Source organism: Stenotrophomonas sp. GD03819, assembly GCF_029841665.1.
Lineage (GTDB): Bacteria > Pseudomonadota > Gammaproteobacteria > Xanthomonadales > Xanthomonadaceae > Stenotrophomonas > Stenotrophomonas geniculata.
This window is the reverse complement of record NZ_JAOCEW010000028.1, coordinates 41,655-64,480: the sequence shown is the minus strand read 5'-3', so window position 1 is coordinate 64,480 and position 22,826 is coordinate 41,655. Positions and strand designations below refer to the sequence as shown.

At 65.0% G+C, this 22,826-nt stretch carries 22 protein-coding genes and 1 tRNA gene; 12 read left to right on the top strand and 11 right to left on the bottom strand.

Annotated elements, in window-relative coordinates; all coding sequences use genetic code 11:
• Window positions 1–126: 126 nt before the first annotated feature.
• The 4 genes from N5D45_RS16585 to thiS all read right to left on the bottom strand — a co-directional run bounded on the left by N5D45_RS16585 (window position 127) and on the right by thiS (window position 3,811).
• Window positions 127–1,974, bottom strand: a complete 1,848-nt coding sequence (locus N5D45_RS16585; protein ID WP_049413367.1) for an SLC13 family permease — start codon at window positions 1,972–1,974, stop codon at window positions 127–129.
• Between the two features lie 27 nt (window positions 1,975–2,001).
• Window positions 2,002–2,736: a tRNA (guanosine(46)-N7)-methyltransferase TrmB gene (trmB, locus tag N5D45_RS16580; RefSeq protein WP_010481468.1), complete on the bottom strand. Its 735-nt coding sequence runs from the start codon at window positions 2,734–2,736 to the stop codon at window positions 2,002–2,004.
• Window positions 2,736–3,530, bottom strand: coding sequence for a thiazole synthase (locus N5D45_RS16575; RefSeq protein ID WP_279939305.1), 795 nt, complete (start codon window positions 3,528–3,530; stop codon window positions 2,736–2,738). Before N5D45_RS16575 ends, trmB begins: the two co-directional genes overlap by 1 nt.
• Window positions 3,531–3,610: 80 nt before the next feature.
• On the bottom strand, window positions 3,611–3,811 hold the full coding sequence (gene thiS / locus N5D45_RS16570) for a sulfur carrier protein ThiS (RefSeq protein ID WP_049454766.1): 201 nt from the start codon (window positions 3,809–3,811) through the stop codon (window positions 3,611–3,613).
• A gap of 207 nt (window positions 3,812–4,018) precedes the next feature.
• Between thiS and N5D45_RS16565 the strand changes: the two genes are divergently transcribed.
• Entirely contained in the window at window positions 4,019–5,872 is a 1,854-nt protein-coding gene (locus tag N5D45_RS16565; protein ID WP_279939303.1) for an autotransporter domain-containing protein, read from the top strand.
• A 128-nt stretch (window positions 5,873–6,000) separates the two neighbouring features.
• Window positions 6,001–6,074: transfer RNA gene (locus N5D45_RS16560), tRNA-Gly, on the top strand.
• Window positions 6,075–6,209: 135 nt separating this feature from the next.
• Here N5D45_RS16560 and N5D45_RS16555 read toward each other — a convergent pair.
• On the bottom strand, window positions 6,210–6,944 hold the full coding sequence (locus N5D45_RS16555; RefSeq protein ID WP_164193766.1) for a hypothetical protein: 735 nt from the start codon (window positions 6,942–6,944) through the stop codon (window positions 6,210–6,212).
• Between the two features lie 294 nt (window positions 6,945–7,238).
• On the opposite strand from N5D45_RS16555, the gene N5D45_RS16550 reads away from it, so the two are divergent.
• Window positions 7,239–7,643, top strand: coding sequence for a DUF805 domain-containing protein (locus tag N5D45_RS16550; protein WP_019336442.1), 405 nt, complete (start codon window positions 7,239–7,241; stop codon window positions 7,641–7,643).
• Between the two features lies 1 nt (window position 7,644).
• Here the strand turns inward: N5D45_RS16550 and N5D45_RS16545 are convergent, their stop codons facing one another.
• Complete coding sequence (locus N5D45_RS16545) at window positions 7,645–8,502, bottom strand: PoNe immunity protein domain-containing protein (protein ID WP_279939301.1); 858 nt, start codon at window positions 8,500–8,502, stop codon at window positions 7,645–7,647.
• Window positions 8,503–8,613: 111 nt separating this feature from the next.
• Here N5D45_RS16545 and N5D45_RS16540 point away from each other — a divergent pair, with 111 nt between their 5' ends.
• Complete coding sequence (locus N5D45_RS16540) at window positions 8,614–9,795, top strand: hypothetical protein (RefSeq protein ID WP_279939299.1); 1,182 nt, start codon at window positions 8,614–8,616, stop codon at window positions 9,793–9,795.
• 109 nt (window positions 9,796–9,904) lie between these two features.
• Here N5D45_RS16540 and N5D45_RS16535 read toward each other — a convergent pair whose 3' ends face one another.
• Window positions 9,905–10,327, bottom strand: a complete 423-nt coding sequence (locus N5D45_RS16535; RefSeq protein WP_071306350.1) for a thioesterase family protein — start codon at window positions 10,325–10,327, stop codon at window positions 9,905–9,907.
• Window positions 10,328–10,458: 131 nt separating this feature from the next.
• On the opposite strand from N5D45_RS16535, the gene rimK reads away from it, so the two are divergent.
• The 5 genes from rimK (at window position 10,459) to N5D45_RS16510 (ending at window position 14,989) form a co-directional block, all read left to right on the top strand.
• Window positions 10,459–11,337 carry a 30S ribosomal protein S6--L-glutamate ligase gene (rimK, locus tag N5D45_RS16530; protein WP_005418651.1) on the top strand — a complete coding sequence of 293 codons (879 nt, stop codon included), beginning with the start codon at window positions 10,459–10,461 and terminating at the stop codon, window positions 11,335–11,337.
• A gap of 278 nt (window positions 11,338–11,615) precedes the next feature.
• Window positions 11,616–12,101, top strand: a complete 486-nt coding sequence (locus tag N5D45_RS16525; RefSeq protein ID WP_057504389.1) for a hypothetical protein — start codon at window positions 11,616–11,618, stop codon at window positions 12,099–12,101.
• A gap of 13 nt (window positions 12,102–12,114) precedes the next feature.
• Window positions 12,115–12,792 carry a response regulator transcription factor gene (locus tag N5D45_RS16520; protein ID WP_005410804.1) on the top strand — a complete coding sequence of 226 codons (678 nt, stop codon included), beginning with the start codon at window positions 12,115–12,117 and terminating at the stop codon, window positions 12,790–12,792.
• Window positions 12,755–14,122 (top strand): HAMP domain-containing sensor histidine kinase, encoded by a 1,368-nt coding sequence (locus tag N5D45_RS16515; RefSeq protein ID WP_032952284.1) that lies wholly within the window; start codon window positions 12,755–12,757, stop codon window positions 14,120–14,122. Before N5D45_RS16520 ends, N5D45_RS16515 begins: the two co-directional genes overlap by 38 nt.
• A gap of 480 nt (window positions 14,123–14,602) precedes the next feature.
• A complete protein-coding gene (locus N5D45_RS16510) occupies window positions 14,603–14,989 on the top strand; it encodes a hypothetical protein (RefSeq protein ID WP_279939298.1) in 387 nt (128 codons plus the stop codon).
• A gap of 155 nt (window positions 14,990–15,144) precedes the next feature.
• On the opposite strand, the gene coaE is transcribed toward N5D45_RS16510, so the two are convergent.
• The 3 genes from coaE to N5D45_RS16495 are packed head-to-tail and all read right to left on the bottom strand — an operon-like array spanning window position 15,145 to window position 17,899.
• Window positions 15,145–15,756 (bottom strand): dephospho-CoA kinase, encoded by a 612-nt coding sequence (coaE, locus tag N5D45_RS16505; RefSeq protein ID WP_279939296.1) that lies wholly within the window; start codon window positions 15,754–15,756, stop codon window positions 15,145–15,147.
• An 11-nt stretch (window positions 15,757–15,767) separates the two neighbouring features.
• The gene (locus tag N5D45_RS16500; RefSeq protein ID WP_032128827.1) at window positions 15,768–16,631 is read right to left on the bottom strand and encodes an A24 family peptidase; all 864 of its coding nucleotides are present in this window, start codon (window positions 16,629–16,631) and stop codon (window positions 15,768–15,770) included.
• Window positions 16,632–16,639: 8 nt separating this feature from the next.
• Window positions 16,640–17,899: a type II secretion system F family protein gene (locus tag N5D45_RS16495; RefSeq protein WP_049401613.1), complete on the bottom strand. Its 1,260-nt coding sequence runs from the start codon at window positions 17,897–17,899 to the stop codon at window positions 16,640–16,642.
• 338 nt (window positions 17,900–18,237) lie between these two features.
• Between N5D45_RS16495 and N5D45_RS16490 the strand changes: the two genes are divergently transcribed.
• The 3 genes from N5D45_RS16490 to pilB all read left to right on the top strand — a co-directional run bounded on the left by N5D45_RS16490 (window position 18,238) and on the right by pilB (window position 21,219).
• The gene (locus N5D45_RS16490; protein ID WP_279912834.1) at window positions 18,238–18,720 is read left to right on the top strand and encodes a pilin; all 483 of its coding nucleotides are present in this window, start codon (window positions 18,238–18,240) and stop codon (window positions 18,718–18,720) included.
• A gap of 232 nt (window positions 18,721–18,952) precedes the next feature.
• Entirely contained in the window at window positions 18,953–19,363 is a 411-nt protein-coding gene (locus N5D45_RS16485) for a pilin (protein ID WP_080355120.1), read from the top strand.
• A gap of 128 nt (window positions 19,364–19,491) precedes the next feature.
• Window positions 19,492–21,219 carry a type IV-A pilus assembly ATPase PilB gene (pilB, locus tag N5D45_RS16480; protein ID WP_019336432.1) on the top strand — a complete coding sequence of 576 codons (1,728 nt, stop codon included), beginning with the start codon at window positions 19,492–19,494 and terminating at the stop codon, window positions 21,217–21,219.
• 185 nt (window positions 21,220–21,404) lie between these two features.
• On the opposite strand, the gene N5D45_RS16475 is transcribed toward pilB, so the two are convergent.
• Entirely contained in the window at window positions 21,405–22,778 is a 1,374-nt protein-coding gene (locus N5D45_RS16475) for a sigma-54 dependent transcriptional regulator (RefSeq protein ID WP_109814725.1), read from the bottom strand.
• Window positions 22,779–22,826: the final 48 nt, after the last annotated feature.

Here is a 22,826-nt window from a genome sequence, read left to right as displayed (position 1 = left end):
CCCCGCAACCGGACCCACCCCGCCATCCCACGGAATGCACGCTGTTGCTGTTGCTGTTGCTTCGGCTTCGGCTTCGGCTTCGGCTTCGGCGGGTGCAGGGCGCAGCCCTGCCAACAAACCCGACCGTCAGAACATCAGGTTGATCATCAACACCACCACACAGGTGTAGATCAGCGACAACGGTCCGCCGACCCGCCACATCTCGCGCGGGGTGTAATTGGCCGGGCCGGTGATCATCGAGATCACCGGGTTGGACGCCGTCATCAGGTTGTTGGACGCCGACAGCGCCACGATCAGCGCGAACGCCGTCGGGTTGCCACCCGCCGCCAGTGCCAGGTTCACCGCAATGGGCACCATCACGATGGTTGCGCCCACATGGCTGATCACCAGCGAGAACGCCGTGGTCAGCAGCGCCAGCGCCACCTCCAGCACCCACACCGGGATGCCGGTCGGCAGCTTGTCGATGGTATGGCCGGCCACCCATGCCGCCGCACCACTGGAATCCATCGCCCAGCCGAGCGGAATCAGCCCGGCCATCATGAACACCGTCTTCCAGTTGATCGAGGCATAGGCCTCGTCCATGCGCAGCACGCCGGTCAGCAGCATGCCGGCCACGCCGGTCATCAGCGTCAGCGCCACCGGCAGCTTGCTGGTCAGCGCGATCAGGATGGTCAGCGCGAAGATCGCCATCGCGATCTTGAACTTGTGCGGGCGCTGCTCGCCGGTCGGGTAGTCGGTCACCACCACGAAGTCACGGCTGCGCGCGGCCTGCGCCAGATCGGTCCAGATGCTGTGGAAGACCAGCATGTCGCCGGCGCGCAGCTGCACGTCGCGCACGTCCTCGCGGATCACCTGCTTGTCGCGGTTGATCGCCAGCAGGCTGATGCCGCGCTCCTTGCGCAGGCGCAGGTCGGCGGCGCTCTTGCCGATCACGTTGGAGGTCGGCGGCACCACCGCCTCGGAAATACCGGCACGGCTCGGGTTGAACAGGTCGCCCAGGTGCTTCAGGCGCGAAGACATGCGCAGGAACTGGTTCTGCGCGAAATCGTGGATCTGCTCGCGCGGGCCCATCGCACCGAGCACGCTGCCGACCCAGATGCGCATTTCCGCCGGCGGCGCCAGGCGGGTGTCGTTGCCGGTTTTCAGGGCCAGCAGCAGCGGCGCATCGTGCAGGTTCTCGGCCTCGCCCAGGGTCATGCCCACTAGCGGGCTTTCGGCGCTGACCACCAGCTCGAACACATCGCCTTCGATGCCGTAGGTCTTGGCGAAGTAGCTCTCGGTGCGTGCGGGCGTGACCCCGTCGTTGACCAGGTTCTCTTCCTCGATCAGCTTGCGGTCGCCGTAGTAGCGGAAATACAGCAGCGAGGCGATCAGCAGGGCCACGCCGATCGGCAGCGGCGCGAACATGCGCAGCGGCTCGATGGTGGCCAGGCCCGAGGGCAGGTTGTTGTTGGCCGAGGCCAGCAGATCGTTCAGCAGGATCAGCGGCGAGTTGCCGACCATGGTCAGCGCGCCGCCCATCACGATTGCCGCCGAGATCGGCAGCAGCAGGCGCTGCAGGGTCAGGCCGGTGCGCGCTGCCAGTCGCGAGGCGACCGGCAGGTACAGCGCCATCACCGACGGGTTCTGCATGAAGGACGAGTTCAGGCCGGCGATGGCCGTGGTCATCATCAGCAAGCGCTGCTCGACGCCATGGCCGCGCCGCAGCAGCCAGGCCGCCAGCCGGTTCAGCGCCCCGGTGCGGTCCAGGCCGGCACCGAGGATGGTGGTGGCGATGATGCTCATCACCGCGTTACCGGAGAAACCGCCGAAGATTTCCTCCGGCGCGATCAGGCCGGTGACACCCAGCACCACCAGCACCACCAGCGCGACCACGTCGGCGCGGATGCGCTCGAACAGGAACATCGCCATCGTGAAGCCGACCAGCCCGAGCACGAGCTTCATGTCGTTGGTCAGCGTCAGCGCGGTATCCATGTGGGGCGCGGCGTCCTCAGGCGATCGTCAGGTGCGGTCGTACAGCAGGTCCCAGACGCCGTGGCCGAGCTTCTGGCCGCGGGTCTCGAAGTGCGTCTGCGGGCGCCAGTCCGGGCGCGGCACGCTGCCACGCGGGCCGGCGCGGTTGACCAGGCCGGCGGTGGCATCGAGCACGTCCCACATCTGCTCGGCGTAGTCTTCCCAGTCGGTGGCGCAGTGCAGGCGGCCACCCGGGCGCAGCTTGCGCACCAGCAGCTCGGCGAACGCCGGCTGCAGCAGGCGGCGCTTGTTGTGGCGCTTCTTGTGCCACGGGTCCGGGAAGTAGATGCGCACTTCATCGAGCGCGCCATCGGCGATCTCGTTCTGCAGTACTTCCACCGCATCGTGGTGGTACAGGCGCACGTGGTCGGCGTTGTCGTCGGCCAGCGCGTTCAGCAGCCGGCCCACGCCGGGCGCGTGCACTTCGATGCCGATGTAGTCGCGCGACGGGTCGTGCTGGGCGGCGAAGCGCAGCGCGGCACCGTTGCCGAAGCCGATTTCCAGCACCTTGTGCGCCGGGCGCCCGAAGGTGGCGTCCAGGTCACGCGGCTGGCCGTTGTAATCGATGCCGAAGCGCGGCCAGCGTTCGTCGAACGCGCGCTGCTGGGCGGGGGTGAAGCGGCCCTGGCGCAGCACGAAGCTGCGCACCTCGCGGCGGCCCTCGCTGACGGTGAAGGGCTTGGGCGGGGCCTTGGAACCGGCGCTGTCGAAAGGATTGGTCATCAGCCGATCAGCCCATCCACCGGAGAGGAGGCGCTGGCGTAGCGCTTGCGCGGGATGCGCCCGGCCAGGAACGCCTCGCGGCCGGCCTCGACCGCCTTGCGCATGGCACTGGCCATCAGCACCGGGCTGCGTGCACCGGCAATGGCGGTGTTCATCAGCACGCCGTCGCAGCCCAGCTCCATCGCGATTGCCGCGTCCGACGCGGTGCCCACGCCGGCGTCGACGATGATCGGCACCTTGGCGTCTTCGATGATCTGCAGCAGGTTGTACTTGTTCTGGATGCCCAGGCCCGAACCGATCGGTGCGGCCAGCGGCATCACCGCAGCGCAGCCGATCTCTTCCAGGCGCTTGGCCAGGATCGGGTCGTCGGAGGTGTAGACCATCACCTCGAAGCCGTCCTTGACCAGCTGTTCGGCGGCCTTGAGGGTCTGCATCACGTCCGGGTACAGGGTCTTCTGGTCGCCCAGCACTTCCAGCTTGGTCAGGTTGTGGCCGTCCAGCAGCTCACGCGCCAGCCGGCAGGTACGTACCGCGTCTTCGGCGGTGTAGCAGCCGGCGGTGTTGGGCAGGATGGCGTAGCGCTCCGGCGGCAGCACGTCGAGCAGGTTGGGCTCGCCCGGGTTCTGCCCGATGTTGGTGCGGCGGATGGCCACGGTGACGATCTGGGCGCCTGCAGCCTCGGTGGCCAGGCGGGTTTCTTCCAGATCCTTGAACTTGCCGGTGCCGGTGAGCAGCCGCGAGCCATAGGTCTTGCCGGCGATCACCAGCGAATCGGGGGAGACATGAACGTTCATGGCGCGATTATCGCCTATCCGCCTGAAGATGGGATCACGCAATGGCGTGCCGGCCGCTGGCCGGCAAACCCGCGCAGGTCTCAGCCCCCGCCCAGCGCGTGCACGATCTCCACGATGTCGCCTTCGGCCAGGACGTGCTCGCCATGGCGGCTGCGGCTGATGATCTCGCCGTTGACCTCCACCGCCACCCGGCGCTGCAGCAGCTGCTCGGCCTCGAGCAGGTCGTGGAGGGTCGCCGAGGCGGGCAGGGTGCGGGGTTCGCCGTTGAGCTGGATGTTCATCCCTGCATTGTCGCTGATAGCCCGTCGAGATCGGAACGTTTGCAATTTGAACCGGGCGCCAGCTCCAGCACAGCGGGTTCCGGCGTGATCAGGCGACAATCCATGCGGCGGCGCAGCGTGAGCAAACGGCGGCGCGGTGAAACCATTGACCGTGCGCCGGCGTACGTGCGCCGGATTCCAACCTATTTACCCCACAGGAGTTCCTAGATGCAGCTCAGCAAACACCCGATCCGCTCCCTGATGGCGGCTGCGATCGCACTCGCCGCGCTGCCGGCCATGGCAGGCGAAAGTCCGTATTCCAAGGCGGTGTTCTTCGGCGACAGCCTCACCGACGCCGGCTATTTCCGCCCGCTGCTGCCTGAGGCCACCCAGGGGCTCTCCGGCCAGTTCACCACCAACCCGGGCTGGGTGTGGTCGCAGCAGGTCGCCAACTACTACGGCCTCAACAAGGACCCCAACGGCAACGGCCAGAACGGCGACAACTACGCTGTCGGCGGTGCCCGCGTGTCGGTTGAAGGCGGTGGTGCCCTTGGCGCGATCCCGTCGTTGAAGTCGCAGGCGGCCCGTTACCTTGCCGCAAACGGCGGCAAGGCTGATCGTAATGCCCTGTATACCGTCTGGGGCGGCGCAAACGACTTGTTTGCCGCCGCCGGCGCTGCCGGCGCGGGTGCGCCGCCGGCCCAGGTGCAGGGCATCATCGGCGCGGCGGTCACCGACCAGATCGCGCTGGTCGGCGCCCTGAAGCAGGCCGGCGCCCAGTACGTGCTGGTGCCGAACCTGCCGGACGTGGGCATCACCCCGCAGTTCCGCGGCCCCAACGCGGCAGCCGCCACCGCCATGTCGGTGGGCTACAACAAGGCACTGTACGGTGGCCTGAAGCAGGCAGGCATCGAGTTCATTCCGCTCGATACCTTCAGCATCCTGCGTGAAGTGACCGCCAACCCGGGCATGTACGGCTTCACCAACGTCACCGGCACCGCCTGCAAGATCAACCCGGCCAACACCACGGGCAGCATCATCGGCTGCAACCCGACGACCTACGTCAGCCCCGATGCGTACCAGACCTATCTGTTCGCCGATGGCGTGCATCCCACCGTGACCGGTCACCAGCTGCTGGGCCAGTACGCCGTCTCGGTGCTGGAGGCTCCGCGCCTGCAGCAGGTGCTGAGCCACTCGGCACAGACGGTCGGCCGTTCGCGTGCCGACCAGGTCAGCAACCACCTGGGCGCCCGTCCGGCCGATGGCCTGTCGTGGTGGGGTGGCGTGCGCGGTGACATGCAGCGCTATGACCACGCCGACCTGTACGACGGCGTGGCGCCGGCCGGCCTGTTCGGTGTCGACTGGGCACGCAACGGTGTGGTGGTCGGCGGCTTCGCCGGCTTCGGCCGCATGAGTGCCGACTTCGGCAACAGCCGTGGCGACTTCACCCAGAAGGACACCACCGCCGGCCTGTTCGCTGCCTGGTATGGCGACCGCGTCTGGGTCAACGGCCAGGTCAGCTACACCTGGTTGTCGTATGACGTGAACCGCAAGGTCCAGCTGGGCCCGGCCACCCGTGAGCATGGTGGTTCGCCGGATGGCAGCAACCTGACCGCTGCACTGAATGCCGGTTACGAGTTCGGCACCGAAGGTGGCTTCCGCCACGGCCCGATTGCTTCGGTGATCTGGCAGAAGGTGAAGATCGACGGCTACACCGAAAGCGCCACCGCCGGCACCATGGCCACTGCGCTGGGTTACGACCGCCAGAACGTCGACTCGACCGTCGGCCGCGTCGGCTGGCAGGCCCGCTTCGATGGCGGCACCGTCAAGCCCTACGTGCAGGTGACCTACGACCACGAGTTCGAGGACACCAAGGAGGCCAGCGCCTGGCTGCAGACTCTGCCGGAACTGGGCAGCTACCGCGTGCCGGGCCTGGACTTCGACAAGAACTACGCCACCGCCGTACTGGGTGCGCGCATGGACCTGTTCGGCCTGCAGGGCAACGTTGGCCTGAGCACCACGGCCGCCCAGAAGCGCGCCCGTGACGCGACGATCTTCGCCACCGTGGGTGGCAGCTTCTGATGAATGCAACATCCCGGGCACCGCAAGGTGCCTGGGATGCCTGCACGGCAGCGCCGGGCGATGCCTGGCGGGTGCGGCGGCCACCATTGCGCAACACCGGCCGCTCCGCATAGACTTTCATCCGCAATGCGGGCGTAGCTCAATGGTAGAGCTGTAGCTTCCCAAGCTACTGACGTGGGTTCGATTCCCATCGCCCGCTCCATGTCTCCAGGGTATTCACCCCAGGCAGACGCGGCGCACTCGTTGAACCACACCCAGGTCCAGCGTGTGGCAGCAGCGCCGGAATCTCTTTCCTCAGTGTTGGGCTGTGGCTCTTCCGAACCACAGCCCGAGCGGCTTATGCGCCCGCTTGCGCAGCGGCGTCCTTGGCCGCGGCAGTGACGGAACTCCCGAAACCGGTATAGGTCGATCCGTTGCAGTGCAGGTATGCGCGGAAGACGACGCCATTCAACTGGGCGTTGTCAAAATAGCAGTGCGTACCGGTTTTGGAAGATTTCTTCACAAGCCGCATTGCCATTGCGTTTGCATCGTCGACGCTGGAGCCAAGGCCGGCAACGCTCCAGGACTGGCCAGGGCGGTTGCAGGTGTAGGGATACTTATAGCCATGCGCCGAACCATTGTAGTAGTCGACATTGCACCAGGCCTGCGTCGCCGCCAGGGTGATGGCCAGCTCAAGCAGGTTCTGTCCCGCAGTGGTGGTCGTCATGCCATAGGCGGAAAGCGGCGTGGAACTGCACTGCGCCTTGATGCCGACACCCGGTGCCCGGAGGCTGACATAGGGGTCGCGCGCGAAGACACTGCAGACGGGACCTTCCTCGGCGACGGCAAGGAAGCCATTGGTGTTGGCCGTCGCAGCATCGATATTGCTGCCAACGCCCGCGACCGTACCATTCTTGCCGCAGCGCCGGATCACCACGCCTCCGCCGTTCGGCAGCATGTCCATGCCGGGGTCGCAGATGCCAGGCCCGATCGATGCTGCTGCGGCTCTGGCGTAGTCACTTTCTGCGTTTGCGGCCATCGGAGCCTGCGCGGAAAGCAGTGCAAGCATCAGCGGAAAAGAAATCGCAGCCATTCAAAACCTCGAATCCATGAGTGAGTCGTGACGCTAGCAGAGGCGCCATTCTGGAAAACTGGAGTTCGACCAATCCGCCACTGCTGCAAGCCAGTGATTCGATTCAGAATGCCCACGCCTATGAAAATGTGCGGTAGTTCGCGCTGCGTCTCCGGCTGCGCGGCTGCTGCGGCAGGCTCCTGCAACCTCCGCTGTCTGCCGGGCCCGTCGGGCCGCAGGGTTCAGTTGGTGCTGGGCTTGGGGATGCTAAAAGATCGTTAACCGTTGACCCATCGTCCGCTGCCCGGAGCGCGAATGATCCCCGCACTTTTGCCCCTCAGGCGTTGCTTTGATTTTTCAGGGCGATCCAACCGGAAAGAGTTCTGGTCGTACTCCCTGTCTGCTGCGCTTGTGGTGGCAGCGAGCTACACCTTGATGGACGGCGGATACTGGCTGACGGGCACCGTGCTGCTCGATGGGGAGGCCTTCGAGCCGTTCCGGATGCTGGGGTGGGGCATGACGGTCTGCGCGGTCATCGTCCTCCTTCCGCCGATGCTGGCCCTGGCCGTTCGACGACTGCATGACATCGACGAGTCTGGCTGGTACGTCGTGATCGCCTTCATCCCGTTGGGCGTATTCGTCCTCTTCCCGGTCATGCTGCTGCCGGGCAACGAGGAGGAGAATCGATTCGGCGGCATATCCGGTCTGCCGGGCGCCTGACTCAGCGCCGGGCGAAGTCCACCAGGTCGGAAGGGTAGTGCGGGCAGGTGCGCAGCGCGGCATCGTCGCCGCCATACAGCACCACCAGCGCTGCTACTTCAAGCGCCCAGTAGCCCCAGGCATTCGGTCCGGTCAGGCGTCGGGTCCGCTTCTGGGCTTTGGGCGACAGCAGGAAGAAGTCGCGGTACTGCACCTGCAGGTAGCCGGCCAGCAGTGAAGGGTCGAACGCTTCACCGTCGCGCAATGGCGCGAACAGCTCGGCGAACGGGCGCGGATGGAATATCGCATCGCTGGCTTCGGCAAGGCCGATTGCCGGCGCGCTGAGGTAGTCCAGCACGCGGTCGGTTTCGAAGCAGAGCACCTGCTCCACCAGCGCCGGAAGACGATCCTGCGCATCCAGCAGCACGCCCAGTGACAACAACTGTAGTGCGTATTCGTAGTGCTGCGTTGTACGCGGTTGCAACGACGCGGCCAGCGCGATGTCGTGGCCTTGCTGTTGCAGGCTGTCCCGGGCTAACGCCAGCAAACGTGCGTGTTCCAGCCACAGCTCTGTCACGTCGGCATGCATCTGCTGCAATGCCGTGGGGGCGAAGCCGCGGTCGATGCCTTTCAGCAGCAGGTTGCTGCCGGTCTGGGCAACCGCTTCCCAGCCGTAGGCATGCTCCAGCGTCGCATACCCCTGCAGCGGCTCCTCCGCAGGTTCACCGCCATTGCGCGCATGACGCGCAAGCAGGGCCATGCCCGCGTTCCAGTCCGCCTGCCAGTCCGGCAGGCGAAGCATGCGGCGCGGTACTCCCGGATCCTTGGCCAGCGCTCTCCATCGCGGTAGTACGTCCAGCAGCAGATTCCGGCGGTTCACGGCATCGGTTCCATCATCAGGGAAAGTCTAGCGGCAATGCCGGTTCGACCCCCATTGCCTGGCACCGCGTTGAAGGTTTGAATGGTGCGCAATCGCAGTCACCCTGCCCGCATGACCGTTGATCGAATCGCCCTCCGCCGTTTCACCCAGTGGCTGCCGTTCCTGGTCCTGGTCGCCATCTGCGTGGCCTGGTGGTCGCCGCTGGGCGTGGTTGTCGCCCTGGCCGCGTGCCTTGCAGTGGGTGGCGTGCTGCAGCGCTTCGATCTGGTCGGCGATGCCGTAGGCGGCGCACTGCTGCGCTCGCGGGCGACGCTGCCCTTTGCCACACGCCCGCCCACGCATGATGTCCTGTTGGATTGGGGGGAGCTGGGCATGGGAGGGCCGGCCTACAGCACCCAGATGCTGCGCGATGGCGCCATTGTCGAGGGCGTATCCACCGGAGGCAGCCACGATGCCAGTGGCGAGTGGCAGACGCTGGCGGGAAGCGCGCTGCGCGTGGCCAGTGGCTACATTGATCGCAGCGAAGCGGTGATCGTCTACGACGAAGCGGACAAGAAGGTGATGCATCTGCTGACGATTGTTCCCAGCCTGTTCTGGCAGGAGCTGCACGAGCGCCGGCAGCTTGGCGGGGATGCCGAAGCCGCGATGTGGTTGCGGGATCTTCCCTGCCGATCGAGCACGCTGCGCCCCTGCCGGGGTCTATGGCTGGAACCGGAGCATCCCGCACTGGCCGCCGGGCTGCCGCAGGCATTGCGGCATGTCCTGCCGGATGCCCGGGTGCTGCGGGCCATCCCGCTGCTGCCCGACGATCTGCGCCTGACCGCGCATCCGACCCTGTTCGCGCGCATCTGCCCGTACGCGCTCTGTCTCGATGGCGAGCCCAGTGACCGTCACGCCTGCGATCTGGAGACGGTGATCACCAGCCCGTCCGGACGATGCGTGGTGGTGGCGGGCAGCGTGCTTGATGGGGATCTGCGTCCCATCGAGGGCGTATGGCTCGTCCACTGGCAGGGGCGTTGGCAGGCCATTGGCCGCCGTGCGACGGGCGGCAGCGGCAAGGCCCGCAGTGCGGCCTGGATCGATGTGATCGAGGCTGGCGATGACGGAACGCTTCGCTGCGACGCCTATGAGGAACACTGGACGTTCGACGCGATCACACGCATCCCCACGCCACACACGGCACTCGCCTTGCCTGTGGAATGGCGGGAAACCGCACTGGCCGTGCGTGTCCGCGAAGGACGCTTCTCGCTGCGCCTGCCCCGCGCGGATCAGCGGACGTCAGTCACAGGTTAGACAGCGTTGAATCGAACAAGGAGGTTCCGGCATGCGTCGTCGATGCATGCTGGGAAAGCGCTGGAAAAGCTCAGGAAATGGGCTGCGGGCAGTACCGAGTGCGGATGACTCATGCGTCTGCCGCCTGCACCCGCTGCGCATACTCCTCGGTAAACAGCCCGGACAACGCCCGGCGCTGCTCTGCATCGATGGCGCGCGAGGCGTTGGCGGTGTAGTCGAAATGCACCATCACGCAACGCCCGGTGGCCACCAGGGCCTCGAACTGGAATGCCTGCTGCACGATCGACAGCGAGGAGCGGCCGATGTTCTCGATGCGGGTCTCGATGCGCACTTCGTGCCCGGCCTGTATCTGCTGCAGGAAGTCGATCTCGTAGCGACGCAGGATCAGCGTCAGGTCGCGCATGCTGGCCTCGCGGCTGAAATGCCGGAAGATCTCCTGGCGGCCTTCCTCGAACCAGACGGGCAGGGCGGTGTTGGTGACGTGGCCAAGCACGTCCACCTCGGAAAATCGTGGGAACACGGTGATCGCCATCGGCCGCTCCATGCGCGCTGAACAGGTCCGCGCAGTGTGCCGCCCGCTGCCGGTCAAGCCACGCCGCAGGGCATCATCCACCCGCCACACGCCCGCGCTATGCTGCGCGCCTGCCGTCCGATCCTGCCGCGATGAAGCTCGCCATCCTGTCCCGCAACAGCTCCCTGTACTCCACCCGCCGGCTGGTCGAGGCGGCCCGCGCGCGCGGCCACACCGTACGCATCCTCGACCCGCTGCGCTGCTACATGCGCATTGCCGCCGATGGTTTCTCGATGCACTACAAGGGCCGGCCGATGACCGGCGTGGACATGGTCATTCCGCGCATCGGTGCCTCGATCACCCGCTATGGCACCGCCGTGCTACGCCAGTTCGAGCTGATGGGGGCGCGTACGCCCAACCCCTCCGACGCGATCCTGCGTTCGCGCGACAAGCTGCGTGCGCACCAGCTGCTGGCCGCCAAGGGCATCGACATGCCGGTCACCGTGTTCGGCGACAACCCGGATGACACCGTCGACCTGCTGTCCATGCTCGGCCCGCCGCCACACGTGGTGAAGCTCAACGAAGGTACCCAGGGACGGGGGGTGATCCTCACCGAGAAGGCCAGTGCTTCGCGTGGCATCGTCGAGGCCCTGCGGGGCCTGTATGCCAATTTCCTGATGCAGGAGTTCATCGGCGAAGCCAAGGGCGCCGACCTGCGCTGCTTCGTGGTCGGTGACCAAGTGGTGGCGTCGATGCAGCGCCAGGCGCCGGAAGGGGACTTCCGCTCCAACCTGCATGCCGGCGGCACCGCGGTGGCGGCCAAGGCCAGCCGCGCCGAACAGCAGGTGGCGGTGCGCTCGGCCAAGGCGCTGGGCCTGTCGGTCTGTGGCGTGGACCTGATCCGCTCCGCGCGCGGGCCGCTAGTGCTGGAGGTCAACTCCACGCCAGGGCTGGAGGGCATTGAAGCCGCCTGCGGGGTGGATGTGGCCACGCGCATCATCGAGCACGTCGAGAAGATAAAAAAGCCATGATTAATCAATCACTTGAAATTCTCATGGGCAAATGAGGCCGGCTTTAACACGCCTTTAATCGGCGTCGGCGTAGCCTTCAGCGAACCGCAGCTCTGCCTCTCAGCAGGATCGGTATCGGGATACGACTTCAGACCCAGGCGGGGACCGCCTGGGTCTTTTTTATGGCGATCCAGCGCCCGTGAGGGCCAGCTCCGGTTTCCTCTTCCCGAGCGGCACTTGCTCATATGAAGGGACGTCAATACAGTCGGCATTCACATTCGAACAAGGATACGTTTGCCATGAAACATGGATTGCTCTTGACGTGCCTGCTTTCCTGCGCCGCTCTGTCTTCCGTTGCATGGGCGGGCAACGATAAGGCCGCGGTGATCCGGCCGGGCAAGCCCCTGCTGGCAGAAGTCGAGCGGATCGAGACCGATATCAATGATGGCAAGACCTATTCGGAGCTCAAACCCGATGAGCGCAGCCGCGTGCGCGAGGTGCTGGGACGCCTGCGATCGGCTTCGGAACGCTTCCCGGAGGCGGCGAGCATGCCTGAATCGACACGAACCCAAGTGTTCAATGACCAGCAGATCGTGAACACAGTTTTGACACAGGCGCGTGAAGATAGTCGTCTAATATGCAGGCGCGAACGGATTGTGGGTTCCAATCGGCCACAGACGAGTTGCATGACGGTGGCCGAACGGAATCGCAAGAGAGAAGAGAGCGATAACCAGTTGCAGCAGGCCCAACGTCTCGGCACACGCATGAATACAAGCGATTTTTAATTAAGAGGTGACAGTGAGAATCCTGGTAATCGAAGACAACAGCGACATTGCGGCCAACCTGGGCGACTACCTGGAGGACCGGGGCCACACCGTGGACTTCGCGGCTGACGGGGTTACCGGTCTGCACCTGGCCGTGGTGCACGAGTTCGACGCGATCGTGCTGGATCTCAATCTGCCAGGCATGGACGGCATCGAGGTCTGCCGCAAGTTGCGCAACGAAGCGCGCAAGCAGACCCCGGTGCTGATGCTCACCGCCCGCGACTCGCTGGACAACAAGCTGGCGGGCTTCGATTCCGGCGCGGACGACTACCTGATCAAGCCGTTCGCGCTGCAGGAAGTGGAAGTGCGTCTGAACGCCCTGTCGCGTCGCGGCAAGGGCGTGCAGACCCGCGTGCTGGAAACCGGCGATCTGGAATACAACCTGGATACGCTGGAAGTGCGCCGCCAGGGCAAGCTGCTGCAGCTCAATCCGACCGCACTGAAGATCCTGCAGGCGCTGATGGAAGCGGCCCCGGCCGTGGTGACCCGCCAGGAACTGGAAACCCGTGTGTGGGGCGAAGAACTGCCCGATTCCGATTCCCTGCGCGTGCACATCCATGGCCTGCGTGCGGTGGTCGACAAGCCGTTTGAAGTGCCGCTGATCCAGACCCGCCATGGCATCGGATACCGCATCGCCACCCCGGAAGCCTGATTCGGTGGCAACCAAGGGGGAGCGCCGGCGCACGCCTTATCGGCGGCGCCTGCGCAGCCGCATCATTGTTTCGTTCGTGTTGTTGGGCTTCTGCCTGACGACACTGTTCGCGTTCGCCACCAACTGGGCCCGCCTGCGCGTGGAAAACCAGCTGGTGGAAGAGCTGATGAACCGCAACATCGACGAGTATGCGCGCCGCTATTACGAGCACCCCGGGCATAACCCGGACGCGCCGGTGCTGCAGATCAGGGCCTATGCCTATTCGAAGGACAAGTTCGACCGGGTGCGCGAAGAACGCGCGCAGTGGGCGGGCTTCTCCGATGGCATCCACAGCGTCAGCGGTGACGAGCACGGCGAGCCGTACTCCTACAAGCTGGCCGTGCGCAAGACGCCCGACGCCTGGTTCTTCCTTGCCTATGACATGACCGACAGCGTGCGCGGCGGCAAGCAGCTCAACCGCGCGCTGGTGCTGTCGGTGCTGGTGTTCAGCGTGTTGTCGCTGGTGCTGGGCTGGTGGTCGGCGTCGAAGGTGATGAAGCCGGTGTCGGATCTGGCTGCGCGGCTGCGTGCCTATCGCGGCGGCACCAGCGATCCCGAACCGCTGGCGCCACGCTTCCCCGACGACGAAGTGGGGCAGTTGGCACAGGCGCTGGACGACTATTCCTCGCGACTGACCGAAGTGGTGCAGCGCGACCGTGAGTTCAATGCAGACGTCAGCCATGAGCTGCGCACGCCGTTGGCGGTGATCCGTGGCGCCACCGAGCTGCTGCTGACCCGGCCCGGCCTGGACGAGAAGGTGCTGCAGCGCCTGCAGCGCATCCAGCGTGCCGAACAGCAGTGCAGCGACCTGATCGGCGCGCTGCTGCTGCTGTCGCGCAACGAGCGCGGGCAGGGCACCAGCAACGTCGCCCGCGTGGCCGAGCAACTGCTGGACGCGCATCGTGCGCAGCTGGGTGGCAAGCCGCTGGAACTGCTGCTGGAAGGTGAGCGCAACCTGGTGATCGATGCGCCCGAGGCGGCGCTGTCGGTGGCACTGGGCAACCTGATCGGCAATGCCGTGAAGTACTCGCAGGACGGCGAGGTACGCGTTTTCGTCGGCACCAATTCGGTGTCGGTAACCGACAGCGGCCCGGGCCTGAGCGAGGAAGACGCAGCCAAGCTGTTCCAGCGTGGCTACCGTGGCACCCACGCCGGCCATTCGCAGGGCGGCGGCATCGGCCTGTCGATCGTCAGCCGCCTGTGCGATCTGTACGGCTGGCAGGTGAGCGTGCGCCCCGGTGGCCAGCGTGGCGTGATCGCCACCCTGACGTTCTCGCCGAAGCCGCTGTAAGGGCCCTGCTTTGGTGGTGCCGACCTCGGTCGGCACGAACCCTGCCGACCTTGCATCGCGCGCTGTGTCGCTTGTGCCACCGAATTCCCCTCGCGCGATGATCGGGCCTCAGGCCCAACACGACACCACCGTGATCGCTGCCGCGCCCCGCGCGTGTTCCAGCGCACGCATTGGCAAGCCCGCGCCGCACTTGGGAATTTCCTTACAGATCGCCGCGTGCGGCGATGGCCTGATGGCCTGGCCGGGGCAGGTGCCTTGGCCGGGATTGGCGTCCTGAAATCAACTGTTAGATGGAAAGCTTCCGATGCCTCGCGCGGCATCGCGGACAATGCACTGTGCTCGCTTCATGGCGGGCGGTGCGTGGGGATTCCCGGGAATCCGCCGGAGTTTCCATCCATCTGGGAGTTGTCCGGTACGCCAACCCGCACCGTCCGCCACCTTGCATCTGCAGGTGGCCTGCCGACTGCGAGGAGCTCCACCATGTCCACCCGCCCGCTGTTCCCCCAGCTGCACGCCCTGATCGGCGACGCGGCCAACCTGCTGCCTGCCGACGTCACCGAGCGTGTCGAGGTTCTGCTGGATGACCCCAAGGACCTGCTGCCCGCCCTGCTGGCGCGCATGGATGGCCGCGACGCCGCCGACGGCCAGCCGTTGGACGTGCAGGGGGGCAGCCCGGCGCAGGCAGCCACGATGGCCGGCCTCAGCCGCACGCTCGCTGGTCTGGGCACCCTGATCCAGCTACTGCACGCTGCGGAAATCGCGCGAGAGCAGGGCGGCGCCCACCAGCAACTCAATCCCGATGTGGTCGACGGCCTGCTGCTCGGCGCCCGTGAACTCGCCCACTACGCCCGCCTGCAGCTGGAGTAGATCCGTGCCACGCGTGGATGCAGAGCGCTTTGTAGAGCCGAGCCGATGCTCGGCTTGATGGTCGCAGCCGAGCATGGGCTCGGCTCTACAGCAGATCCCCAGATCCACGCGAGGATTCGCTTCGGTAGTGCCGGCCGCTGGCCGGCAACCCGGCCTCAACCCCTGGCCAACCCCAGATACCGCGCATGCAACTGTTCCACCTGCACCTGCAGGTCCTCCGGCTGCCCATCATTGACCACCACGTCGTCGGCCAGCGCCAACCGCTGTGCGCGGCTGGCCTGGGCAGCAATCATCCGGTCGGCCAGCGCCGCGTCGATACCATCGCGCTGCATCAGCCGGGCGTGCTGCACGGCTTCGGGCGCATCCACCAGCAACACCCGGTCCAGCCACGGGTAGGCCTTCCGCCCACCCACCTCGGTCAGCAGCGGAATGGCCGCAATCGCATAGGCGCTGGTGGCCTGCTCGCACTGCTGCTGCATCAGCAGGCGGATAGCCGGGTGGGTGATCGCTTCCAGCGCCGTCCGCTCGGCCGGGTCGGCGAACACGTGAGCGCGCAGGCGGCCCCGGTCAAGGCTGCCGTCGGCCAGCAGCATGTCGGCGCCGAAGCGCTCGGCAATGCGGGCCAGCGCCGGGCTGCCGGCGGCCACTACGGCACGGGCAGCCAGATCGGCGTCGGCCACCACGATCCCCAGCGCCTCGAAGCGCCGGGTCACTTCGCTCTTGCCGGAGGCGATGCCTCCGGTCAGGCCAACTACATAGCGGCTCATGGGGACTCCCCTCAGCGCAGCCCGCTCATCACCAGGTACTGCTCCACCAGCGGCGCACCCCACATGAAGTACAGCCAGCCGGCGATGGCCAGATAGGGGCCAAACGGGATGGGCGTGGCCCGGTCACGACCGCGGCTGTACAGCCAGATCGAGCCGATGATGGCGCCCAGCACCGACGACAACAGGATGATCGGCAGGATGCCCTTCAGCCCGCACCAGGCGCCCAGCGCCGCCAGCAGCTTGAAGTCGCCGTGGCCCATGCCTTCCTTGCCGGTCAGCTGCTTGAACAGCCACCAGACCGTCCACAGCGACAGGTAACCCACCGCCGCACCCACCAGGGCGGGCTTGGCCGGCATGTACAGGTTGTCGATGCTGCCTATCAGCCCCAGCCACATCAGCGGCAGGGTCAGCTGGTCGGGCAGCAGCTGCGTGCGCAGGTCGATACCGGACAAAGCGATCAGGAAGCAGGTCAGCACGATGGCACCGAAGCCCTGCCAGCCGAAGCCGAACTGCCAGACGCAGGCCAGCACCAGTACCGAGGTCAGGGCCTCCACCAGCGGGTACTGCAGCGAGATCGGCGCCTTGCAGTGGCGGCACTTGCCGCCCTGGATGATCCAGCTGAACAGCGGGATGTTCTCGTACCAGCTCAGCTTGTGCTTGCAGTGGGGGCAGTGCGACGGCTCCACCACGATCCCCGGTGGCGGGGGCTCATAGAAGTCCGGTTCCTCCAGGACTTCGCGCGCATCGCGCTTCCACTGCCACTCCAGCCGCTTGGGCAGCCGCAGGATGACCACGTTCAGGAAACTGCCCAGCAGCAGTCCCAGGGCGGCCGCGGCGGGGTAGCCGAGGCCGGGGTGCTGGTCGAGAAATGCCATTGATACCTTTAGCCGACGACGGCGCCGAGTTTGAAGATGGGCAGGTACATGCCGATGACCATACCGCCGACAATGGTACCAATGAACACCATGATCATCGGTTCCAGCAGACTGCTCAAGGCATCCACGGCATTGTTCACTTCCTGCTCGTAGTATTCAGCCACCTTGAACAGCATGGCGTCCAGGGCGCCCGCCTCTTCGCCGATGCCGGTCATCTGGATGACCATGTGCGGGAACAGGTTCAGCTGCTTCATGGCCATGTTGACCGGGTAGCCCACCGAGACGTCGTCCCTCATTCGCAGTACGGCTTCCTCATAGACCTTGTTACCTGTGGCGCCAGCCACGATGCCCAGGGCCTCCACCAGCGGCACGCCAGCCTTGAATGTCACTGCCGTGGTGCGGGCGAAACGGGCGATCGAGCTGTTGTGCATGATCTGGCCGATCACCGGAACTTTGAGGATGGTACGGTCCAAGCCATGCTTCAGCTTTGGGGATCGCTTGTATGCCACGACAAACCCAATTACCGACCCGACGGTCAGGATTAACAACAGCCACCACCACGACAGCATCAGGCGGGAGGCAGCGACGATCATCTGAGTGAACGCCGGCAGCTCGGCACCAAATCCCTTGAAGACTTCTTCGAACTGGGGAACAACGAACATCAGCAGAATGGCAGATACTATGACTGCGACCGCCACAACCATCGCCGGATAGAACAAGGCTTTCTTTATCTTCCCCTTGAGGGCTTCGATGTTCTCTTTGTAAGTGGCAACCGTGTCGAGCACGGTCTCCAAGACACCTGCGCCTTCACCTGCTCTTACTAGGTTGCGGTAGAGTTCGTCAAATTGGACAGGGTGCTTGCTGATGGCCTCGTACAAAGAGGAGCCGCCTTCGATATCCGTGCGGATTGTGTCGACCATCTTTTTCATTCGCGGGTTCTTATGCCCGCTGCCGATGATCTCCAGTGCAGAAACGATCGGAACGCCCGACTTCATCATTGTCGCCATCTGACGACTGAAGAAGGATATGTCCTTTGCGCTGACGGCCTTGCCGGCACTGCCAAACAGAGGTTTGGGCTTTGGTTTTACTTGGCTTGGGTTGATTCCTTGACGCCGAAGCTCGGCACGTAGCAGGTTGGCATTCTTCGCCAGCTGCTCGCCCTTCATCTTGATACCCCGCTTGTCGGTCCCCTCCCAGACAAACGGCTGCAATTCCATGGCGCCTCGCGCCACAGACCCACTCTTGATCGCACTGCGACTGACAGACATGTTAGCTCCCCAAGGCCCGCCATCCCCAGGCGGGCACCATGGCTAGGGATGTTAGCGGGTTCGGAGCGATCAGGGGAGACTGCCAACGTGACGCAGCACAGGGTTCTTGGCACTCTGTGGCGGAAGGTGACGCAAAGCGTCACATTGTTGTGTCCATCGCAAAAACGACTGGGGGGGGTTCCCATCCGCAGAATTGCTGCCATCATTGCTTCGGGGAAATCCAGGGGGAGGCATGCCGGGAGTTGGCATGCAACCTGCGTTGCTCCACCCGCGGGACCGTCGGCCTGCTCGGCCGGGCACTCGAATCTAATCACCACTTATCTTGGGGATGTATCACCATGAAGAACCAAAAGGGCTTCACCCTGATTGAATTGATGATCGTTGTTGCGATCATCGCCATTCTTGCCGCGATTGCTCTGCCGGCATACCAGGACTACACCGTCCGTGCCCGCGTTTCAGAGGCGGCCGTGTTGGCATCCGGTGCAAAGACTACTGTTGCCGAAAACATTGCAAACAATGGCGGCGCGGTTCCTGCTGACGCATGCGTCGGCGTGGATACTGCTATCCCAGCAAACAATCCCAACGTTGCCTCAATGACCTGCACGCCCGCTTCTGGTGCCATTGCGGTGACCATGACCGCAGACAAGGGCAAGAGCACTGTGCTGACCTACACCCCGACTGCGCAGGCCGGTGCAGTTGGTACCACCTGGAAGTGTGTTGGTAGCGGTAGTGCAGCGAAGTACTACCCGGCTGAGTGCCGCGCTGCCGCTGCTGGTGGTGGCGGTTCGGGTGGCGGTTCGGGTGGCGGTTCGGGTGGCTGATATCGGCCTTGATGCCAGAGCTTGACTAAAAAGATGGGGGGCAGCTGCCCCCCATTTTCATTTCTTGGCTCGCAATGTGGAAGATGGCCAACAGGGGAGCTCCTTGGCCGGGAAAGCACCTTCCTACTACCTGTTCGTTGACTGCGTGTTCGCCCAATTCTGAGCGACGCTCACAGTCGAGAGTGGGTGGGGGCAGTATTTTTCTGTTTCGTGCCATGGGGAGGCACAGGGTATGAATGTTCAACGCGGCTTTACCCTCATTGAGTTGATGATAGTTGTCGCAATTCTTGCAATCCTAGCGGCGATTGCATTGCCGGCCTATCAGAACTACACCGTTAAGGCACGGGTTTCCGAGGCCATTGTTCTCGCCTCGTATGCCAAAGTCACCGTCACCGAAAATGTAAACAACAAGAACGCGCTGGATTCATCTGCTTGTCTCGGTGTCGATGCGCTTGCTTCTGGGACAGAGAATGTCGCCTCGATGAGCTGCTCAGGCAATGGGGTGCTTACGGTTAGAACCACCGTGAAAGCAGGCGCGATTACCTTGCAGCTTGCACCATCCTACAATCCCAATGAAGTGGTCCGCTGGCGGTGTAGCACAGTCGACGGGGAGAGGAAGTACATCCCGCCGGAGTGTCGTTGAGACATGTCTAGTGTCATGGTCCGTTGGCACCTGTGGGATCTTGGTTAAATTGTTTGATCCATTCGTTCGAGTGCTTTCAACCAGCTAGATGCTCCGGTAACCTCCGCTGGGGAGTAGGAGTAAAAGCGATGAACACAGTCACCACCCCAAACCTCGTCGGCATCACCGGCCTGGCCCGCCGCCTGGTCCAAGACGGCGCCCTGGACGAGGCATCCGCCCGCGACGCCATGGCCAAGGCCACGGCGGCCCGTCAGCCGCTGCCGACGTGGTTCGCGCAGAACAAGCTGGTCAGTGCTTCGCAGCTTGCCGCCGCCAACGCGGTCGAGTTCGGCATGCCCTTGTTCGACGTGTCCACCTTCGATGCCAGCCAGAACGCGATGAGCCTGGTCAGCGAGGAGCTGCTGCGCAAGCACAACGTGCTGCCGCTGTTCAAACGCGGTGGCAAGCTGTTCGTGGGCACCAGCAACCCGACCCATGCGCTGGACGAGATCAAGTTCCACACCAATCTGGTGGTGGAACCAATCCTGGTTGATGAAGACCAGATCCGCCGGACGCTGGAGCAGTGGCACGCCAGCCACGACACCATCGGCGATGCGCTGGGCGGCGACGACGAGGGTATGGCCAACCTCGATGTTGGCCTGGGCGACGAAGACAACGCGGGTGGCGACTCTGGCATCGACGCCAAGGGCGACGACACCCCGGTGGTGAAGTTCGTGAACAAGGTGCTGGTGGATGCGATCCGCAAGGGCGCATCGGACATCCACTTCGAGCCCTACGAAGATGATTACCGCGTGCGCCTGCGCATCGACGGCCTGCTGAAGATGGTGGCGCGCGCGCCGGTGAAGTTGAACCAGCGCATCGCCGCGCGCCTGAAGGTGATGGCGCAGCTGGATATCGCCGAGAAGCGCGTGCCGCAGGACGGGCGCATCAAGCTGAACCTGTCCAAGACCAAGCAGATCGACTTCCGCGTGAGCACGCTGCCGACCCTGTTCGGTGAAAAGGTGGTGCTGCGTATCCTCGATGGCAGCGCGGCCAAGCTGGGCATCGACAAGCTGGGCTACGAACCGGACCAGCAGAAGCTGTTCCACGACGCCATCCACAAGCCGTACGGCATGGTGCTGGTGACCGGCCCGACCGGTTCGGGCAAGACGGTGTCGCTGTATACCGCGCTGGGCATCCTCAACGACGAGACGCGCAACATCTCCACCGCCGAAGACCCGGTGGAAATCCGCCTGCCCGGTGTGAACCAGGTGCAGCAGAACAACAAGCGCGGCATGACCTTCGCCGCGGCGCTGCGCTCGTTCCTGCGACAGGATCCGGACATCATCATGGTCGGCGAAATCCGCGACCTGGAGACGGCCGAGATTGCGATCAAGGCGGCGCAGACCGGCCACATGGTGCTGTCCACGCTGCATACCAACGATGCGCCGCAGACCATCGCGCGCCTGATGAACATGGGTATCGCCCCGTACAACATCACCAGCTCGGTGACGCTGGTGATCGCGCAGCGCCTGGCACGCCGGTTGTGCGGCAACTGCAAGCGCCCAGCCAATCTGCCGGAGCATGCGCTGCTGGCCGAGGGCTTCACCCAGGCGCAGCTGGATGCGGGCATCCAGCTGTACGAGGCGGTGGGCTGCGATGAGTGCACCGAGGGCTACAAGGGCCGAACCGGCATCTACCAGGTGATGCCGATGACCGATGAGATCGCCACGATCGTGCTGGCCGGTGGCAATGCGCTGCAGATTGCCGAGGCGGCGCAGCAGATCGGGGTGAATGACCTGCGACAGTCGGCGTTGAAGAAGGCCGCCGCGGGTGTGACCAGCCTGGCCGAGATCAATCGCGTGACCAAGGATTGAGGTAGAGCCGAGCCTATGCTCGGCTGATGGCCCGAAGAGCAGCCGAGCGTGGGCTCGGCTCTACAGTAGATCCACGCCATGCGTGGATGATCGGCCACGGATCCCATAATAGATCCACGCCATGCGTGGAGGGCGCGGCGGCGCAGCGCCAACCAAGGTTGGCGCCTGCCAGGGCCGTTCAGCCCTTACTCCATTCCCAGCTTCTTCAGCTTGTAGCGCAGCGCGCGGAAGGTGATGCCCAGCTGCGCGGCGGTCCGGGTCTTGTTCCAGCGGTTCTCTTCCAGCGCGCGCTGGATGGCGCTGCGTTCCAGCTGCTCGATGTACGAGGGCAGGGCGGCGCTGCCGGGCTGCAGGTCGGCCACGGCTTCGGCCGGAGCTGCGCCGCCGGGCGCACGTGGGGCGTGCTGCGGCAGGCGCAGGTCGTCGGCACCGATGCGGTCTTCTTCGGCCAGTGCCAGCGCACGTTCCAGAATGTTCTCCAGCTCGCGCACATTGCCCGGGAACGCATAGTGGGCCAGCGCCTCCAGCGCCGACGGCGCCAGCAGCGGGGTGGCGCGGCCGTGGCTGCGGGCCAGCCGCGCCAGCACGGCGGCCGCCAGCTCCGGCAGGTCCTGGCGGCGCTCGCGCAGCGGCGGCACCTTCAGTTCGATCACGTTGATGCGGTAGTACAGGTCGTGGCGGAAGCGCCCATCTTCGACCAGCTCGGCCAGGTCCTTGTGGGTGGCAGAGAGGATGCGTACGTCCACCGGCTCTTCGTTGGCCGCACCGACCGCGCGCACCGACTTCTCCTGGATCGCGCGCAGCAGCTTCACCTGCATCTGCAGCGGCAGCTCGGCCACTTCGTCCAGGAACAGGGTGCCGCCGTGCGCCGCCTGGAACAGGCCGGGCTTGTCGGCATGCGCGCCGCTGAAGCTGCCTTTGCGGTGGCCGAAGAATTCGCTCTCCATCAGCTCGCCGGGAATGGCGCCGCAGTTGACAGGAACGAACGGGCCGGCCGCACGCGCGCCCTGGGCGTGGATGGTGCGAGCGACCAGTTCCTTGCCAACCCCGGATTCACCGAGGATGTAGACCGGCGCCTGGCTGCGCGCGACCTTGCCGATGGTGGTGCGCAACACGTCCATGGCCGGCGAAGCGCCCAGCAGGCGTGCAGCCTGTTCGGTGGCGGGGCCGGGCGCAGGGCGTTCGGTGTTGTTGAGTTCCAGCGCGTGCTTGACCAGGCCACGCAGCACCGAGATGTCCACTGGCTTGCTGACGAAGTCGAAGGCGCCTGCTTTCAGCGCTTCCACGGCCAGGTCCATGCTGCCGAAGGCGGTGATCATCGCCACCGGCGTGCGCGGGTAGTGCTGGGCGATCTCGCTGACCAGCTCAATGCCGTTGCCATCCGGTAGGCGCATGTCGGTGATGCACAGGTCGTACGGATTGCTGGCCAGCAGCTCGCGTGCTTCGGCCAGGTTGGCGGCGGTACTGATGCGCAGCCCCATGCGGCCGAGGGTCAGTACCAGCAGTTCGCGGATGTCGCGTTCATCGTCGACGACGAGGGCGCTGCGGGTTTCGTTCATGGGCGTGAAAGATAAACGAGGGGGCTGGATGCGACAAATGTTTGACGC